Origin of the sequence: Erythrobacter sp. SCSIO 43205 (genome assembly GCF_019904235.1) — a bacterium.
Lineage (GTDB): Bacteria > Pseudomonadota > Alphaproteobacteria > Sphingomonadales > Sphingomonadaceae > Erythrobacter.
This window is the reverse complement of sequence record NZ_CP063202.1, coordinates 2,499,186-2,516,351: the sequence shown is the minus strand read 5'-3', so window position 1 is coordinate 2,516,351 and position 17,166 is coordinate 2,499,186. Positions and strand designations below refer to the sequence as shown.

The 17,166-nt window shown below is 57.9% G+C and carries 17 protein-coding genes; 14 read left to right on the top strand and 3 right to left on the bottom strand.

Annotation, left to right across the window (positions count from 1 at the left end):
- Window positions 1-122: 122 nt before the first annotated feature.
- From INR77_RS11940 to INR77_RS11920, 5 genes are read left to right on the top strand one after another with little or no spacing between them, the layout of a single operon-like run.
- Window positions 123-554, top strand: coding sequence for a hypothetical protein (locus INR77_RS11940; protein ID WP_223071264.1), 432 nt, complete (start codon window positions 123-125; stop codon window positions 552-554).
- 9 nt (window positions 555-563) lie between these two features.
- Window positions 564-1,301 carry an FkbM family methyltransferase gene (locus INR77_RS11935; protein WP_223071263.1) on the top strand — a complete coding sequence of 246 codons (738 nt, stop codon included), beginning with the start codon at window positions 564-566 and terminating at the stop codon, window positions 1,299-1,301.
- A 25-nt stretch (window positions 1,302-1,326) separates the two neighbouring features.
- Complete coding sequence (locus INR77_RS11930) at window positions 1,327-1,947, top strand: 2-hydroxychromene-2-carboxylate isomerase (protein ID WP_223071262.1); 621 nt, start codon at window positions 1,327-1,329, stop codon at window positions 1,945-1,947.
- Window positions 1,948-1,956: 9 nt separating this feature from the next.
- Window positions 1,957-3,033 (top strand): ecdysteroid 22-kinase family protein, encoded by a 1,077-nt coding sequence (locus INR77_RS11925; protein ID WP_223071261.1) that lies wholly within the window; start codon window positions 1,957-1,959, stop codon window positions 3,031-3,033.
- Window positions 3,030-4,112 (top strand): hypothetical protein, encoded by a 1,083-nt coding sequence (locus INR77_RS11920; RefSeq protein WP_223071260.1) that lies wholly within the window; start codon window positions 3,030-3,032, stop codon window positions 4,110-4,112. The genes INR77_RS11925 and INR77_RS11920 overlap by 4 nt, the downstream gene beginning before the upstream one ends.
- A 46-nt stretch (window positions 4,113-4,158) precedes the next feature.
- On the opposite strand, the gene INR77_RS11915 is transcribed toward INR77_RS11920, so the two are convergent.
- Together INR77_RS11915 and INR77_RS11910 are read right to left on the bottom strand one after the other, a co-directional pair.
- Window positions 4,159-5,322, bottom strand: a complete 1,164-nt coding sequence (locus INR77_RS11915) for a copper resistance protein B (protein WP_223071259.1) — start codon at window positions 5,320-5,322, stop codon at window positions 4,159-4,161.
- Window positions 5,322-7,028: a copper resistance system multicopper oxidase gene (locus INR77_RS11910; RefSeq protein WP_223071258.1), complete on the bottom strand. Its 1,707-nt coding sequence runs from the start codon at window positions 7,026-7,028 to the stop codon at window positions 5,322-5,324. Before INR77_RS11910 ends, INR77_RS11915 begins: the two co-directional genes overlap by 1 nt.
- A 77-nt stretch (window positions 7,029-7,105) precedes the next feature.
- On the opposite strand from INR77_RS11910, the gene INR77_RS11905 reads away from it, so the two are divergent.
- The 5 genes from INR77_RS11905 (at window position 7,106) to INR77_RS11885 (ending at window position 9,979) form a co-directional block, all read left to right on the top strand.
- Window positions 7,106-7,378, top strand: a complete 273-nt coding sequence (locus tag INR77_RS11905) for a metal-sensitive transcriptional regulator (protein WP_223071257.1) — start codon at window positions 7,106-7,108, stop codon at window positions 7,376-7,378.
- Between the two features lie 263 nt (window positions 7,379-7,641).
- Window positions 7,642-8,043 carry a Co2+/Mg2+ efflux protein ApaG gene (gene apaG / locus INR77_RS11900; protein ID WP_223071256.1) on the top strand — a complete coding sequence of 134 codons (402 nt, stop codon included), beginning with the start codon at window positions 7,642-7,644 and terminating at the stop codon, window positions 8,041-8,043.
- Between the two features lie 126 nt (window positions 8,044-8,169).
- Window positions 8,170-8,961 (top strand): LysR family transcriptional regulator, encoded by a 792-nt coding sequence (locus INR77_RS11895; RefSeq protein WP_223071255.1) that lies wholly within the window; start codon window positions 8,170-8,172, stop codon window positions 8,959-8,961.
- On the top strand, window positions 8,954-9,481 hold the full coding sequence (locus tag INR77_RS11890; protein ID WP_223071254.1) for a GNAT family N-acetyltransferase: 528 nt from the start codon (window positions 8,954-8,956) through the stop codon (window positions 9,479-9,481). Before INR77_RS11895 ends, INR77_RS11890 begins: the two co-directional genes overlap by 8 nt.
- 30 nt (window positions 9,482-9,511) lie before the next feature.
- A complete protein-coding gene (locus INR77_RS11885) occupies window positions 9,512-9,979 on the top strand; it encodes a DapH/DapD/GlmU-related protein (protein WP_223071253.1) in 468 nt (155 codons plus the stop codon).
- Here the strand turns inward: INR77_RS11885 and INR77_RS11880 are convergent.
- Window positions 9,976-10,614, bottom strand: a complete 639-nt coding sequence (locus INR77_RS11880; protein ID WP_223071252.1) for a hypothetical protein — start codon at window positions 10,612-10,614, stop codon at window positions 9,976-9,978. The two genes, INR77_RS11885 and INR77_RS11880, sit on opposite strands and share 4 nt — an antisense overlap.
- A gap of 963 nt (window positions 10,615-11,577) precedes the next feature.
- Here INR77_RS11880 and INR77_RS11875 point away from each other — a divergent pair.
- From INR77_RS11875 to fusA, 4 genes are all read left to right on the top strand, one after another.
- A complete protein-coding gene (locus INR77_RS11875) occupies window positions 11,578-13,371 on the top strand; it encodes an ATP-dependent endonuclease (RefSeq protein WP_223071251.1) in 1,794 nt (597 codons plus the stop codon).
- Window positions 13,372-13,882: 511 nt separating this feature from the next.
- Window positions 13,883-14,254 carry a 30S ribosomal protein S12 gene (rpsL, locus tag INR77_RS11870; RefSeq protein WP_034954477.1) on the top strand — a complete coding sequence of 124 codons (372 nt, stop codon included), beginning with the start codon at window positions 13,883-13,885 and terminating at the stop codon, window positions 14,252-14,254.
- A gap of 153 nt (window positions 14,255-14,407) precedes the next feature.
- Window positions 14,408-14,878, top strand: coding sequence for a 30S ribosomal protein S7 (gene rpsG / locus INR77_RS11865; RefSeq protein ID WP_223071250.1), 471 nt, complete (start codon window positions 14,408-14,410; stop codon window positions 14,876-14,878).
- Between the two features lie 109 nt (window positions 14,879-14,987).
- Window positions 14,988-17,120, top strand: a complete 2,133-nt coding sequence (fusA, locus tag INR77_RS11860) for an elongation factor G (RefSeq protein ID WP_223071249.1) — start codon at window positions 14,988-14,990, stop codon at window positions 17,118-17,120.
- The last annotated feature ends 46 nt before the right edge of the window (window positions 17,121-17,166 follow it).

Sequence of the window (17,166 nt, the reverse complement as noted above, 5' to 3'; positions counted from 1 at the left end):
GGAATTGGCGAAGAATGCGCTTAATGCGGTTTTAACCAATTTGGACCGAATTCTCGTGACAATACTTTAATCAGTAAATTGTTGCACTTGTCTTTATTTTTGCGGCGTGTAGCTATCCAAATATGGACCAAGAACACGACCCGCTGTGGCAGGCACCCGCCGATCATATCAACGCTTTGGGCATTGCGCCTGACAAGGTGATCGCCCCATCCGCCTATCGCGCCGTTCTTCCCGGTTGCGGGACACGATGCGTGGGCCCCGGGCTGGACGAGCTTGAGGCAGTGATCCTTCACAAGGGGCTTCTTGGCGAAATGCCGGGAAAGGCGATTGTAAAGGCGCTGGATGAATTCGCGCCGACCTTCGCCAATGAAGTGTTCCTCGTGTTTTCCAAATCGGGCGAAGCTTTGGAAGAGGGCCATCCCCATGTGCCCAGCCGCGATTGGCTGTTGTCGACCGCGTTGGGGGAACAAGGTTCGATGTATCATATCGAACGCACTCAGCGCATGGCGCCGACCTATGTCGGGCACGAGCGCGTCCTTGTTGAAACCGCCTAGCAACGCCTGATGCTGATCAGTGGCAATGATACAGGGATCACCCCGCACCTCATACGCGACGGCTATTTTGACCGCGCGATCACTGATATGATCCAGGACTTGCTTGAACCGGGCATGACCTTCCTCGACATTGGCGCAAACTTTGGCACCTACACGCTGATCGGCGCGGAAAGTGTTGGCCGCGGCGGCCGCGTGATTGCGGTCGAACCGGCGGGCGAAATCGGCTTTATGCTCGCCGAAAATGTCGCCATGAACGGCTATGTTGGCATGACCAGCGTTGAACGCTGCGCGGTCGGGGATGAACCGGGCACGATTACGCTTTATGAATTTTCATCACGGCAGGGCGGGAACACGGTGATCCCGGTGGTCGCTCAGGCTGCGAACGAAACCTATGGGGAGACGGTGACCACGCGCGAGGTGCCGTGCCGGACGCTTGATGAAATCATCGCAAGCCATGGGCTTGACCGGGTCGACCTGATGAAGATCGACGTTGAAGGCTTTGAATATCAGGCATTTTGCGGTGCGCGTGAGATGATGACCCGTTACCGCCCGCGCGTGATCATGGAATGGCTGGGCGGCTTCTATAAAGCCCGTGAGGAAACGGGCCGCGCCTTGTGGAATTTGCTGGTGGACGATTTTGGTTACAGCTTGCGCCGTATCGAAGGCAATGCAACAACCCGGCCTATAACATATGACGAGCTGTCACAGATCGAACATTCCGACCTGCTCGCCGAACCAAAGAGCTAATACCATGCACTAGAGAGGGGCGCATATGGCAAACAGAGTTGAGTTGATTTTCGATTTTGTGAGCCCCAATGCCTATCTCATCTGGTGGCCCTTGCGCGAACTGGTCAAACGCACCGGGGCAGAGCTTGATGTGACGCCGGTATTCCTTGGCGGGATGCATAAGCTGACCGGCAATGCCCCGCCGATGATCCGCAACAAGGATGTGAAGGGCAAGGTCGAGTATGATATGCTCGAATTCCAGCGTTTTATTGCCAAGCATCAACTCAACAATTTCAAGATGCACCCACAATTCCCGTTCAATTCCATCACTTTGCAGCGGATGCTTTACGCGGCGGATCAGGATGGGAGAGGCGTGCAATTTGCAGAAGGCCTGCTGCCCGCAATCTGGGAAAAGGGCATTGATGTTCTTAATCCAGAGGCCATTGGCGCAGCGGTTCAGGCGGCGGGCTTTGATGCGAAAGACCTGTTCGAAAGAAACCAGACCCAAGAGGTAAAAGACGGCCTTGTCGCCAATACATCCCAAGCGGTGGATCGCGGCGCGTTTGGCATCCCGACGATGTTTGTGGGACCAAAGGGCGGCGAGACACAAATGTTCTTTGGCAAAGAGCGTCTTTCACAGATTGAAGAAGAGCTGACAAAGGGTTAGCCTCCTTTCATGAGAGGGTTTCCAGTACATCCCGATCAGGTGACGCCTGATTGGCTCAATACAGTTGTGACTGGCAGTGACGCAGGCCAGCACGGCGCGGTGACTGCGGTCGCATGGTCGCCGATTGGCACAGGGCAGGTGGGCGACAGCGTCCGCTTCGACCTCACCCATGAAGGGGGCGGGACATCCACATTGGCCGCCAAATTCGCCGCCGAGGACGAAACCAGCCGCACCACCGCCAAGATGATGCGCCTTTATGAAAAAGAGGTGCGCTTCTATCGCGAGATCGCCCCGCATTTGTCAGCTAGGGTGCCGCAAACCTATGCCTGCGAAGTTTCGGAAGACGGGGGCGAATTCATCCTTCTGTTCGAGGATTTGGGGCCAGCGCGCGGCGGCAATCAGATTGCAGGCTGCACCATTGAGGACGCGCGGCAAGGCATCCGTCAGGCCGCGGCCATCCACGCCTCCACTTGGGGACGCGGGGAGCTTATCGGCAAGGAATGGCTCAAAGCGCCAGAGCCCGTCATCGCCCAGTTGAATGCCATGTACCCGCACGCTCAGGCCACGTTTAGAGAACGCTACGCCAACGTGCTTGAGCCTGAATATATGGAGCTGTGCGAACGCTATGCGCCGTATTTCGCCGCTTTGGGTGAGTATTTCAAACCGGCCCAATGCCTTGTCCATGGGGACTTTCGGCTCGACAATATGCTGTTCGATATCAAGGGCGGGGCTGAACCCATCGCCATCCTCGATTGGCAGACCGTGGCAAGCGGCCGGGGGATGAGCGATGTCGCCTATTTCCTTGGCACTGGTATCGGAAACGACCTTCGCCGCGCGCATGAGGATGAGCTTTTGCAGCTTTACCTCGATGAAATGAACGCAAGAGGCGTTTCGCTCACCCGCGAGGACATCTGGCTCGACTATCGCATCGGCGCGCTAAGCGGTCTTTCCACTGGCGTGTTCAGCGCCGCTTTCGTTGAGCGGACGCAGAGGGGCGATGCCAATTTCCTGTCCATGGTTCGCGGGGCGTGCGGACTTGCGCTCGACCACGGATCGCTCGACGCGCTTTTGGAGGTGCAAAAATGACCCTTTCGCATGGCGATGATTACCCGCTTCACCAAACACCCGACCCCATCGCGTTCGCAGGGACTGATCGCAACTTCTACGACCGCTATTTCTTCAACGGCTATGCCCCTGATGGCAGCGGGTTCTTTGCGCTCGCGTTCGGAGTGTACCCGCATCTCGACGTGGCGGACGCGCATTTCAGCTTTATCCGCGATGGCAAGCAATACTCCCTCCACGCCTCTTGCGAGCTTGGGATGGAGAGGATGGCCATGCGCGTTGGCCCGATCAGCATAGAGGTTGTCGAACCGCTGCAAAAGCTTCGCGTGACGATTGATGAAACCGAGGGGCTGGCCGGTGCATTCGAGTTTACCGGGCGCAGTTTCCCCATCGAAGAGCCACGCTTTGTCCACCGCATCGGCCCGCGCGCATTCATGGACTACACCAGAATGACGCAGAACGGCCATTTCACCGGCTGGATTGCTCTTGATGGTGATCGGCACGAAATGGCTAAGGGCACGGCTGGAACCCGCGACCGCAGTTGGGGCATCCGGCCCGTCGGCGCGCGCGACCCACAACCCAATCCGGGGCACGAGGCGCTGCAATTCTTCTGGCAGTGGACCCCGATCAATTTGGAAGACGGCTCGCTGTTCTTCCACATCAATGCAGACAGCCACGGTAACGCATGGAACACGCGCGCGGCCTTTGCGCCCGATGGGGCAGGCGCGAATGGCATCGTCGAAGGCTCCGCCACATTGTCGAGCCAGACGCAAGCTGGCAGCCGCTGGCCAGCGGGCGGGGTGCTTTCCGGCATCAGTCCGGCAGGCGCTCCGCAAGAGCTAACTCTTGTCCCGCTTCACCGGTTTCAGATGAAGGGGCTTGGCTACACCCACCCGGTATGGGGCCATGGCAACCACCACGGCGCCCTTAAAGTAGAGCGCGAGGAGTACGACCTTGAGCGCATAGACCCGGCCCAGCTGGACAATCGCCACGTGCAATTGATCTGCCGCGTCGAAGACCCAAGCGGCGCGCGCAAGGGCATTGGCGTGTTCGAGCAGCTAGTCCTTGGGCCCTATGCGCCGCTTGGGCTTGAGGGGATTTAAGCCCCTTCAGGGCCTATGATGCGGGCGAGGCAGATTATCGACATCGCTAGAACCAAGCCCTCAGGCCGATCACAACCTTCAACCCATCCGGGTCTTCGCTAGCGGATCTGGCTATGTCAGCGGTTTCCCCAAGCTTCGCCTCGTATTCGAGGCCGATGTAGGGCGCGAACTCGCGTTCGATCTCGTAGCGCAGGCGCACGCCCGGTTCGATCTTGGTAATCCCTGCGCCAATCCCGCGTTCGCGAATGTCTTGCGCTGACAATTCAACTTCAAGACGCGGCTGCACAATCAGCCTTTGAGTAATCCTCTGATCGTATTCGCCTTCGAGACGTGCAGTGAGATCACCCCGGTCCGACAGGAACAGCGCGCCATCGACATGGAACATATAGGGCGCGAGGCCTTGCACACCGACAACCAGATGGCTGCGGGTATCGGGCTCTGCGTCGAGGCGCAAACCGGCTTGCAAATCAAAGAACGGGCCGATGGCGCGGCTGTAAAGCGCTTGGATTTCGGCATCCTCCAGCTCGCCGCCGAACTCGCCTTCTCCCTCTGTTTTTAACACGAAGCGGTTCAGGTCGCCGCCGTAGAACGCCTGTGCATCCCAGACATAGCCGTCTTCGCCGCCATCAGTGGCAATGCGCGCTTCGAGCCGTTCGATAAGGACGCTGCCGGTGCGCATTCCGCCGTTCTCGCGGGCAAGGTTTTTGCGGCTGGGCTGCATCGCTGCCGCGCCCCAGATGGCGTCGGCGGCATGGCGCGGCCCCTCGAACGCTCTGGCGGGTACAGCACCTTCGCGCGCAGCGCCGGGCACAGACTTGTCCGGTGTTTCACCGTGCTGGCTATGATCCATGGCACCGTGGTTCATTTTCGAATGATCCATCGTGCTGTGCTTCGTCGAGCTATCATTCGTCGCGCCATTGCCCATCCCACTATGATCCATTGCGCCGTGGTCCATCTTGGAATGATCCATCGCGCCGTGATCCATGGGACCATGCCCTGCGTGCTCATCCTTGGGTGGGCACTGTTCGGGGGGCAAATGGCCTATGGCGCAGTGGTCGACCGCCTCGGCCTCGGTTTTGCTGTGTTCGCCGTTATTGGCGTGTGCGCTGTGGCTCTGGTGCCCGCTATGACCACTATGCCCGCTATGGTCCTGCGCGGCGAGGGGGCTAGCGATCAGTGCAGCGCTTGCAAGCCAGATCGTCCGCTTCATTACGCCTCACCGTCGGGGAAGGGCCGCACCGTCACAACCTGCATCATGCCGGCGTGCATATGGTATAGAAGGTGACAATGGAACGCCCAGTCGCCCGGCTCATTGGCGGTAAGATCAAAAGTTGCGGTGCCGCCCGGTTGCACCACCATCGTGTGTTTCAAGGGCTGGTGCAGATGGTCCGCGCCATTCACCATCTCAAAGAAATGGCCGTGCAGGTGGATAGGGTGCGCCATCATGGTCTGATTGACCAGTTTGACCCGCACCCGCTCATCATAGCCAAAGCGGATGGGGTCATCGGTGACGCTCGTGAACTTCTTGCCGTCGAAGGACCACATATAGCGCTCCATATTACCGGTGAGATGGATTTCCATCTCGCGCTCCACCTCGCGGTGGGGGTTCATGCGCTTGGCCTTAAGATCGGTGTAGCGCAGAACGCGGTGCTGGACCTTGTCGAGGCCTAGGCCGGCGAAGTCCATCCGGTCTTTCGGCATAGGCGCAACCATGTCCAAGCCGGGGCCTGCTTTCACGTCAGCGGGGAGCAGGGATGTGTCGCGCATATTGTGCTCCATATCACCCATATCCCCGCCCATATCATGCCCTGCGTGAGCGGAATGATCCATCATGCCCATGTCGGTCATGGTAAGCGTCGGGATCTTGCGCAGCGGCGGAGGCGTCGCAATGTGGCCGGGGTCTGAAGTCAGGCTGGCAACGCCCATGCCGCTGCGATCCATCGCCTCTGCGACGATAGCGTGGCTGCCATCCTTGGGCGCAACGATCACGTCATAAGTTTCAGCGACACCAATCTGGAATTCGTCGACCTCGACCTCGTCCACATCCTGTCCGTCGGCCTGAATAACGGTCAACGGCACGCCGGGGATACGGACGTTAAAGAAGGTCATGGCGCTGCCATTGATGACGCGCAGGCGCACGCGCTCGCCCGGTTTGAACTCCAATTGCAAATCGTCGGTCGGGCCGTGCCCGTTGATGAGATAGGTGTAGGTTTGCCCCGTCACATCGGCGATATCGCGCGGGTTCATCCGCATCTGGCCCCACATCCGCCGCATCTCGCCCGACATCTCGCCTTCGGTCGCGCTCTGCATCTGGTTCTGGAAGTAGTGCTCACCAACCTTTAAAAGGCGCATGATCTGGTGCGGGTGGATGGGCGTGAACTCTGACAGCAACACCACATAGTCGCGGTCATAACGCGGGTCGGGCTCAGCGCTTTCAATGATGATCGGGCCGTAATGCCCCGCCTGTTCCTGAAGACCGGAGTGCGAGTGCCACCAATAGGTGCCGTTTTGCCGCACGGGGAATTCATAGGTGAAGGTTTCGCCCGGTTTGATGCCGGGGAAGCTGACGCCGGGAACGCCGTCGAATTGGAAGGGCAGGAGCAGCCCGTGCCAGTGGATCGAGGAATCCTCATCCAGATTATTGGTCACGTGCAGGCGAACATTTTGCCCTTCGCGCAGGCGGATCAGTGGGCCGGGCACTGTGCCGTTCACGGCAAAAGCGTGGCCCGATCGCCCGCCGGTTGCGAAATGGGCATCACCAATTGCAAGGTTGATGTCCTCACCCGACAGATCGCCAAATCCCTTTTGCGCGTGAGCCATCGAGCCCCCACGCGCCCAAGCGGGCATTGGAAGCGAGCTTGCTGCGGCCAAAGCAGCGGTGCTGGAAATCAGTGTGCGGCGGGAGAGGTCAGTCATAGAATTTGTCGGTGTAGTTGCAGGGTTCGCCATGTGTCATATATACCCCCCTAGGGTATTTCAATCAGGATTGCGATATGTCTGAAGATACGAGCGCCAAGTTGAACCGGCTTAAAAGAATCGAGGGCCAGGTGCGCGGCGTTGCGCAAATGGTCGAGGATGATCGCTACTGCATCGACATCCTGCACCAGATTGCTGCGATCAAGTCTGCCTTGACCAAGGTTGAGACGCAGGTTTTGAAAGACCACGCGGCTTGCTGTGTCGCCCAAGCAATCGCCAGCGGTGACGAGGGCGAGCAGCGCGAGAAATTTGAGGAACTCGTGGACCTGTTGGAGAGGACAAGGAAGTAGTCTTGGCGCAAGTTGGCAAGTGGGGCGTAAGCAGAGGGTCGGCGCTCAAGATACCCTTCGATTAATCAGTCAATCATGTCTTGCTCTGAAAGTTTCCTTTGTCCGCACCTGAAACCGCAGCAGGGTTGACCTTCGGGTTCGAGTTTCCATTGTCACCTTTCCATTTTGCGCAACAGCCGTTGTGTCATTCAGGACAAACTAAGGGGATTATCTGCAAGGATACCCTTGTCGGGCGCAAAACTATCGTTACGTTAAGCAGAGCAATGAAAGAACTCTTCCAACACGCAGCCACCACCGAAGGCATTACCGTGCGGGTCGCGGTCAACTTCCTGCCGGAGCAATCGCATCCTGAGGCGGGTAAGTGGTTTTGGGTGTATCACATCCGCATCGAAAACGGCTCTCACGAAGAGGTGAAGCTGCTCACCCGTCACTGGCGCATCACGGATGCGCGCGGGATGGTGAACCATGTCGATGGCGATGGGGTCGTGGGGGAACAACCGCTTCTGACACCGGGGCAAAGCCATGATTACGTCTCTGGCTGTCCGTTGACGACGACCCATGGTTCGATGGAAGGGTTCTATACCTTCGCAAAAGCGGACGGCAGCCACATGGAAGTGCGCATCCCGTTCTTCCCGCTCGCCGCGCCAGAAACGGCAGATCGCTAACAGCAGATCGATAACCGCCGAACGGGTGGTGCACTCGCGCTTAGAAAGCTCGGCTTTGTCGGCGCAAACGAGGCGTTGGTGTTCCTCATCTTGCGGTAAATGCACGAGGCGCTTAAGTCGCCTTTTGTGAAACGCACCCATCTCCCCTTGAACGCCCTGCGGGTCTATGATGCCGCTGCACGCCACCTTTCGTTTACGCGCGCGGCTGATGAACTGGCCGTGACACCGGCGGCCGTGGGGCAGCAGATCCGCGCGCTCGAAGATCATTTGGGCGTGGTGCTGTTCCGCCGTACGTCCAAGGGGCTGGAACTTACGCCAGAGGGTGAGGCGGGGCTTGACCCGTTGCGCGAGGGGTTCCTGCGCTTTGAGGAAAGCGTGGCGGCGATGCAGGCGGGGCAGGCGAGCGATCGTTATACCATTGCCGCGCCGCGCGAATTTTATGCCTCGTGGCTGGCGCCGCGGATTGCTCCGTTTCAGGCGTCAACTCCGGGGGTGCAGTACATCCTTGCGCCCGATGAGGCGTCCGATTTTACTGAGGCAAACCTGGACCTCGCGATCCGCTTTATCGCGGGGCCGGGGGAATTGCAGGGGGTGCAGCTTGCGCCTGCGCTTCAGGTGAGCGTTGCCGCGCCCGACGCGCGCGATGCGTGGATTGACTGGCCCGAAGCTGGCCTGCCGGAAGGGACGAAACCTTGCGTCAAAACGGCAAGCGCGGGTCAGGCGATGAGCTCGGCACTGGCAGGGATGGGGCGCACGGTCCTGCCGCTGGCTTTGGTGGAGCGCGCGCTGGAGGATGGGCGACTGGTCGCGTTGGATGATCCGGTGGAGGCCAAGCGCGCCTATTGGCTGGTCGCGCCCGTGCCGCAATGGCGATCCAAGAAGGTGAAGGCGCTGGTGGCGTTCCTCACCGGTGAATAACGTCCCGACGCTGAAAACCGACCGCTTCACCATGCGCCCGTTAAGGCGCGGGGATGAGGTCGCGTTGTTCCCCACCATGTCGGATGAGGAGCAGAGCCTTTACCTCACCCGGCCCAAATTCGACAGCGAAGAGGAGCTGTGGGAATGGTTCGCGGACCCGACATGGGACGGCCGCACGTGGATCGCGGTCGATAGCGCGGGCATGGTCGTTGGGCGATTTGTTGCCAGCCCCGGTCACGGCTCGGACGAGACCCACGGCCCCGTGTTCGAGATCGGATATATCACCGCCAAACACGCTCAAGGGGCAGGGGTAGCGCGCGAGTGCACCGAGGCGCTGATCAACCAACTCTGGCAAGAGGGCGCGCGCAAGCTCACCGCCGAAGTCGACACCCGCAACGAGCCTTCCGTACGCCTTCTGGAAAGCCTCGGCTTCACCCGAGAGGCGCATTTGCGCGAGCATGAGGTGACCCATATTGGCTTATGCGATGTCTATTGGTACGGGAAATTGCGCTCCGATTGAGAGGGCGCTTCAGGGGACCGCCACACAGCCATGCTCGCGAAAATTCGCACCCGATTGTACATCGCCCGCCAAGGGTTCACCCGCGCTTATCTGACCCATGTGTGGGGCATGACCATTGGCGAAGGCGTGCGGATCTCTCGCAAGGCGAACCTTGATTACACCCACCCAAAGGGCGTCCACATCGGCGATTTCACCATCGTCACGCCCGGCGTCCACATCTTCACCCACGATTTTGTCAAGCGCGAACACGTCTCCACCCACATCGGCTCCAACTGCTTTATCGGCGCAGGCGCGATCATCCTGCCCGGAGTGACCATCGGCGACCACTGCGTTATCGCCGCGGGCAGCGTTGTTACGCAGGACGTGCCCGCGCGCAGCCTTGTCGGCGGCAACCCTGCCAAGGTTCTCAAAAGCGGGATCAAAACCGGCCCCTATGGCATTATGGGCAATCTCCAGCCGCATGAACTCGCCAAGTTTGAGGGGGATCACGAGGGCTAGAGCCTCGTCTCCTCACCCTCATCTTCACCCCTTGCGTTAGACGCTGCCTTCGCCTGAGCTTTCTCCCGCTCGACCTGCCGGCGGATAGCTTCGACTTTGCGATCAATGCTCTCGCGGATCTTTCGGATGTTTTCAGGGTCGCGCGCCTGCCTCAACCGCTCTGCCTCGACCTCCGCCAGAATTTCGGCCCGGATGCGCTCATAGATCGGATGGCCGGGGTGAATATGCGCATTGGACGCATAGCGATCCGCCAGCCGGTTGCGCAGGAAGAACATGACGAGGCTCTCATTATGAAAGCGCTCGGTCGCCACCACTTCGCCGCCCCGGATAATCTTGCGCTCTGATCCTTCGATGGCGCGCGCCAGCGCAGTATCCTCCAGCCGCTCCACGCCGAGCTGCACCGCCCGGTCCCATGCGCTGGCAAAGCCCTGCGCCCCCGGCATATGCCGCAGCTTATACAGCGCCTCCATCGACTTACCGATATGCCGCGCCGCACTGGTGACGATGCCGGTCGCCGCCAGATGAGCGACAAATTCGCGCTGAAGATCAGGGGTGATCGAGTTCGAGCGCGGTTGTTTGTGGATATAGGGTTCAAACGCGAGCAGCGGATCGTCGGGCGAGGGCGGCTCGCTCACAAAGGCAACGCGCGAGGTTGCCTGGCGAGAAATTTTGCGAGTGGGGACGGGGAGGTTGGAGGAGGGCTTTGGCATGACCCGAAGGTATTGAGCACAATTTGGGCGTGTAGGAAAATGGGGAGTGAGTCTTTGTTTCATGCTCGCCCATCCGGGCGAGCGTCCTCGGCGCTATCCCCTCCGCTACGCTGCGGGGCACCTGCGGGCGGGCGGTCGCCCTTGCGGGCCTACGGCCCGCTCTGGCGCTAGGTAGTCCCCCTCCCGCCTGCGGGAGGGGCAGCGAGACTTGGTCGCGCCAGCGGCCTAGTCGCAGCGGGGTGGGCGAGGCAGGCGCAGCTGACGCGTCAAACGCCAACCCATCCATTTTCGTCATCGCGAGCCTGCCCGAAGGGCGGGCGCGGCGATCCATGATGAGAGGTTGCTCCAAGCGCAAACGCCGGTTCATGGATTGCTTCGTCACCCCGAATGGCTTCGGTGCTCCTCGCAATGACGGAGGGGAAGAGTGCGCGTACCAAGTTTCCCCTCCACTTCAGGGGAGGGGCTAGGGGAGGGGGCGGTGAGCGCTATCGGGTCCCCCTCCCGCTTGCGGGGACTCGTAGAGGGCTTGCTTGCAAGCCAGCGGTTAGGGGTGGGCGAGGCACAGGACCGCCGGGTGTTTATGAGCGCACCCCGCACTGATCTCACAGGCCCACCCCGCTACGACTAGCAAGCAAGCTTGCAAGTCTCACTGCCCCGATACCCGCGCCCGCGAAGGCGGGTGGCAGGCGGGAGGGGATGGCCCGTGCCTGGCGCTTGGAGTCGGAGCCGAAGGCGGAGACGGCGCGCAGCGCCAGCGCGAAAACAAACTAAGGACCGGGGGACATTGCAGATTATTGGCGTGTAGGAAAACTCTTCGAAAACTTGTTCGTCCACAGACAATTAGAGCTGCAATCTTTGAATGCTCCGGCCAGAAGTTATTCTGGAAGCATGGCGAACGAGCAAGTAGATCGATTTATCCGTGTCGAATTTAGGCGATTCAAAGCTTTTGAACGTTTTAGGCTAGATTTGAAGCAATTCAATGTGATTGTTGGGCCTAACAATGCAGGTAAATCGACGGTTATTGGCGCCTTCCGAATACTTGCTGAGGCGATGCGTAAAGCTACTAGTAAGCGGGCGGAGGCCGTCCCCGGCCCAAATGGCAGAGTTCTTGGGCACTCGTTCGATCTGCGAAACGCATTCGTCGCTGAGGAGAATATTTTCTATGATTACCGCGATGAGGAACCCGCTGAGATCGTATTCACGCTTCAGAATGGAAACACCCTGACACTCTATTTTCCTGAAAGAGAGGCGTGTTTTCTGATACCGAACGCGCAAGGCAAAAACTGTGTTACCCCGACCCTTTTCAAGAAGTATTTCAATTGCCGGATCGGCTTCGCGCCTATCCTCAGTCCCGTTGATCACTACGAAAAGCCGTTCCAAAAGGAAGCGGCTCGGCGAGCACTGCTAAATTACCAAGCATCCCGAAACTTCCGCAATATCTGGCACCATTTTCCCGAAAAGTTCGAAAGATTTCGGGAGCTAGTCGAGCGCACATGGCCGGGCATGAGCATCAAGCGGCCGGAAGTCGCGCCGCGAGATGGTGAAGCCTATCTTTTCATGTACTGTCCAGAGCACCGTAAGGACCGCGAGATATTTTGGTCCGGATTTGGTTTTCAGGTGTGGTGTCAAATGTTGACTCACATTGTGCAAGCTGACGAATCCTCAATCTTTTTGATCGACGAGCCGGACGTATATCTTCATTCAGATTTGCAGAGGCAGTTGGTTGAAATTCTGAAGAATTTAGGGCCAGATATCCTTGTTGCAACACACTCAACCGAGATAATCGCCGAGTGCGATACTGAGGATATTGTCCTAGTCTCAAAAGACAAGAATCGCGCTAAGCGATTGCGTTCTCCGATGGACTTAGGCGGAGTCTTTTCTTTGCTTGGGTCATCGGCGAACCCGGTGTTGACGCAGCTGGCGAAGACTAGACGGGTTTTATTCGTAGAAGGTCTTGATTTCAAATTGCTGGGGCAATTCGCCAGAAAAATGGGAAAGCAGCGCATCGCTGTCCGTTCTGACTTCGCCGTGGTGGCAACCGAAGGTTTCAACCCTGAGAAAGTCCGAAGCTTAAAGGAGGGCATGGAGCATCCGTTAGGGCGGACGGTACTTTGTGGAGTTGTTTTGGACCGCGATTATCGGGCAGCCGATGAGTGCAGAGTGGTATCGGAAGGGCTGGCAGAAATTTCAGAGTTTTGCCAAGTTCATGAGCGAAAAGAGATCGAGAATTTTGTCCTGATTCCCTCAGTAATTGATCGGCTTATTCGTCGGCGCATAGAAGACCGCCGTGCGAGAGGCGCTAACGTCGCAGAATTCTGCGGCTCTTCCTCAGAAGTGCTCCAGTCGTTCTGCGACGAGAGAAAGACCTATATTTTTGGGCAGTTCGTTGATCGTTACAGAGCCCATGCCCGAAAAGTCGGTTGTAAAACCGATGATGCAAGCTTGTTCCAACAAGCCACTGAAGAGTTCGAGGGCAGATGGAAAGACGAAGACGAGCGTCTGAAATTGATCCCGGGTAAAGAAGCTTTAGGGTGGCTGAATTCAAAAATTCAACCTGTGTTCAAGGTAAGCGTATCAGCTTCGGCAATTGTCGAAACCATGCGAGTGGAAGAGATTCCGGCAGAGATGCGTTCCCTGATCGACAAGATCGAGGCCTTTGCTTCAACTGATCCGCCAAACTAGCCTTGACCCCACCGAAGAATCCCCCTAAGCGCGCGTCCATCTGAGGGCAGGGCTCGCTTTGGCGCTCCCCTAACTCGAACATAGAGCTGAACATTGGCGTTTTTGTTTGACTGGATTCCGGCCTGCGCCGGAATGACGGTCTAGCGCAAGGACGGCAAAGTAATCCGGTGGCCTTCTTGGTTGATCTTGGGTGGAGTGTTTCTGGCTCGCTCGTTTCTCGTGAGCTCCCGTGACAACGGGAGCCTCGTTCTGCAAGTGCAGTGCTTGCTGATGGAGATCCCCGCCTTCGCGGGGAAGCGCGAAAGAGCGGTCTTACCCCCTCCCAAACTCTTCCCTGATCGTGTTGCCATGAGTGGCGATGGACCTTCAGTCCTCAACCGCTCATCCTGAGCTTGTTGAAGGATTGTTCTTCACTTCTGGCGCGTTGCCAAAAAGAAGTGCGGCCCTTCGACAGGCTCAGGGCGAGCGGGAAGGGGAGACAGGTTCAAAACCAAAAACGAAGTGAGTAGATATGCCAACTATCAACCAGCTGGTCCGCAAGGGCCGCACTCCGCAGAAGGCCAAGTCAAAGGTCCCTGCGATGGAGCAGAACCCGCAGAAGCGCGGCGTCTGCACCCGCGTCTATACGACGACCCCGAAGAAACCGAACTCAGCACTGCGCAAGGTGGCTAAGGTTCGTCTCACCAACTCGCGTGAGGTGATCTCTTACATTCCGGGCGAGGGCCACAATCTGCAAGAGCACTCCGTTGTGCTTATCCGCGGTGGCCGTGTGCGCGACCTTCCCGGTGTTCGTTACCACGTCCTTCGCGGCGTGCTCGATACGCAAGGGGTCAAGGACCGCAAGCAGTCGCGTTCAAAGTACGGGGCGAAACGTCCGAAGTGACCTGTCCGGGGGACAGGTCATCCTCGACAGATCGTTATGAACGATCTTATCGGGGATCCAGTTTCCCGAGGTCGAATGTTTAGGTTTCGCCTTGCCGCCCTAGACCCCCGCCTTCGCGGGGGAGCGGTAAGGCCAAGATAAGGAATTCGTGACATGTCACGTCGTCGTCGTCCCGAGAAACGGGTCATTCTGCCCGATCCCAAGTTTGGTGATCAGGTTCTGTCAAAGTTCATGAACAACCTTATGCTCGACGGTAAGAAAGCCGTTGCAGAAGGTATCGTGTATTCGGCGCTTGATGCGGTTGAGGCGAAAGCCAAAGCGGATCCGGTGCAGCTGTTCCATGACGCTTTGAACAACGTAAAGCCACAGGTTGAGGTTCGCTCACGCCGTGTGGGGGGTGCAACCTATCAGGTTCCTGTTGAAGTTCGCCCTGAGCGTGCACAGGCGCTGGCTATTCGCTGGTTGATCGGTGCAGCTCGCTCGCGTCCTGAGACAACCATGTCTGCGCGCCTTTCGGGTGAGCTGATGGATGCCGCCAACAACCGCGGGAACGCTGTGAAGAAGCGTGAGGATACGCACCGCATGGCGGATGCTAACCGCGCGTTCTCGCACTACCGTTGGTAAGCTGATTGTGGACAGGCCCGAGATTTCGTCTTGGGCTTGTCACATTCGTAACTATATGGGGCGCTGACCGCGTTTTCGGCGGCTCCCACCTCGAACTAAGGAATTGCACATGGCCCGCGAATATCCGCTGGAGCGCTATCGCAATATCGGCATCATGGCGCACATCGATGCTGGTAAGACTACGACTACCGAGCGTATTTTGTACTACACCGGAAAGTCCTACAAAATCGGCGAGGTCCACGATGGTGGCGCGACGATGGACTGGATGGAGCAGGAACAAGAGCGTGGAATTACAATTACTTCCGCTGCGACGACCTGTTTCTGGAACCCTGAAGATCCTGACATGGACCCAATGGGCGATCCGGCTGCACTGCGCGAAAATACTCCAAAACACCGCATCAACATCATCGACACCCCCGGCCACGTCGACTTCACCATCGAAGTAGAACGCAGCCTGCGCGTACTCGACGGTGCCGTAGCTTGTTTTGACGGCGTTGCTGGTGTTGAGCCGCAATCCGAAACCGTCTGGCGCCAGGCCGACAAGTATAAAGTGCCAAGAATGTGCTTTATCAATAAGTTAGACCGCACTGGCGCTGACTTCAAATACTGTGTTCAGTCGATCATCGATCGTCTGGGTGCGACGCCTGCTGTCCTCTATCTCCCGATCGGTATTGAGAGCTCGCTCATCGGTCTTGTTGATCTTGTGAATCAGCGTGCGATCACCTGGACCAACGAAGATCTGGGTGCCTCTTATGAGTTCGGCCCGATCCCGGATGACATGGCTGACGAAGCTGCGGAATATCGTGAAAAGCTGATCGAGCTTGCTGTCGAGCAAGACGATGACGCGATGGAAGCTTACCTCGAAGGTAATGAACCAAGCGCGCAAGAGCTCAAGCGCCTTATCCGTAAGGGTACGCTTGAGCAGGCTTTTGTGCCGGTTCTGTGTGGTTCGGCGTTTAAGAACAAAGGCGTTCAGCCTCTGCTTGACGCCGTGATCGATTACATGCCGTCGCCGCTCGATGTTCCCGCGATTAAGGGTGTTTTGCCTGACAGCGAGGAAGAAGCATCACGTCCATCGTCGGATGATGAGCCGTTCGCAGCGCTCGCGTTCAAGATCATGAACGACCCGTTTGTTGGTTCGCTTACCTTCACTCGGATCTACTCAGGCAAGCTTTCAAAGGGTTCGGTTCTGAACTCTGTGAAAGACAAGAAAGAGAAGATCGGCCGTATGTTGCTGATGCACTCGAACGAGCGTGAGGATATTGAAGAAGCATTTGCTGGTGACATCGTGGCGCTTGCCGGGATGAAGGAAACGACGACCGGCGATACTCTTTGCGATCCGGCAAAGCCAATTATTCTTGAGCGCATGGAATTCCCCGATCCCGTGATCGAGCTTTCCGTTGAGCCAAAGACCAAGGCTGACCAAGAGAAGATGGGTGTTGCTCTCAACCGCCTCGCGGCTGAAGACCCCAGCTTCCGAGTCACCACCGACCACGAATCAGGTCAAACGATCATCAAGGGCATGGGCGAGCTTCACCTCGACATTCTCGTCGATCGTATGAAGCGTGAATTCAAGGTTGAGGCAAACGTTGGTGCGCCGCAAGTGGCTTACCGTGAATATCTCGGCCGTGAAGTCGAAGTGACTTACACCCATAAGAAACAGTCGGGTGGTTCGGGTCAGTTCGGTGAGGTCAAGGTTGTGGTCACTCCGGGTGAACGCGGCGCAGGCATCGACTTTGTTGATGAGATCAAGGGCGGTAACATTCCACGCGAATTTATCCCTGCGATTGAAAAGGGTATGCGCGAGCAGGCTGAAAGCGGCCATCTGGTGGGCTTCCCGATCATCGACTTCTCGATCCGTCTCGTTGACGGTAAGTACCACGACGTCGACTCCAGCGCGATTGCGTTTGAGATCGCTGGTCGCGGTGCGATGCGTGAAGTGGCCTCAAAGGCTGGCATCAAGCTGCTTGAGCCAATCATGAAGGTTGAGGTCATCACTCCTGAGGACTACCTCGGCGACGTCATCGGCGACATGAACTCACGTCGTGGTCAAATCCAGGGCACAGACAGCCGCGGCAACGCACAAGCTGTCGAAGCTTTCGTCCCATTGGCCAATATGTTCGGCTACGTGAACGAGCTGCGTTCCTTTACGCAAGGACGTGCTCAGTACACCATGCAGTTCAGCCACTACGACGAAGTGCCACAGGCTGTGGCGCAAGAGGTCAAGGAGAAGCTTGCTTAAGCGAGCAACACATTCTATGGGCGGCGCCACGTTGATGCGGGCGCCG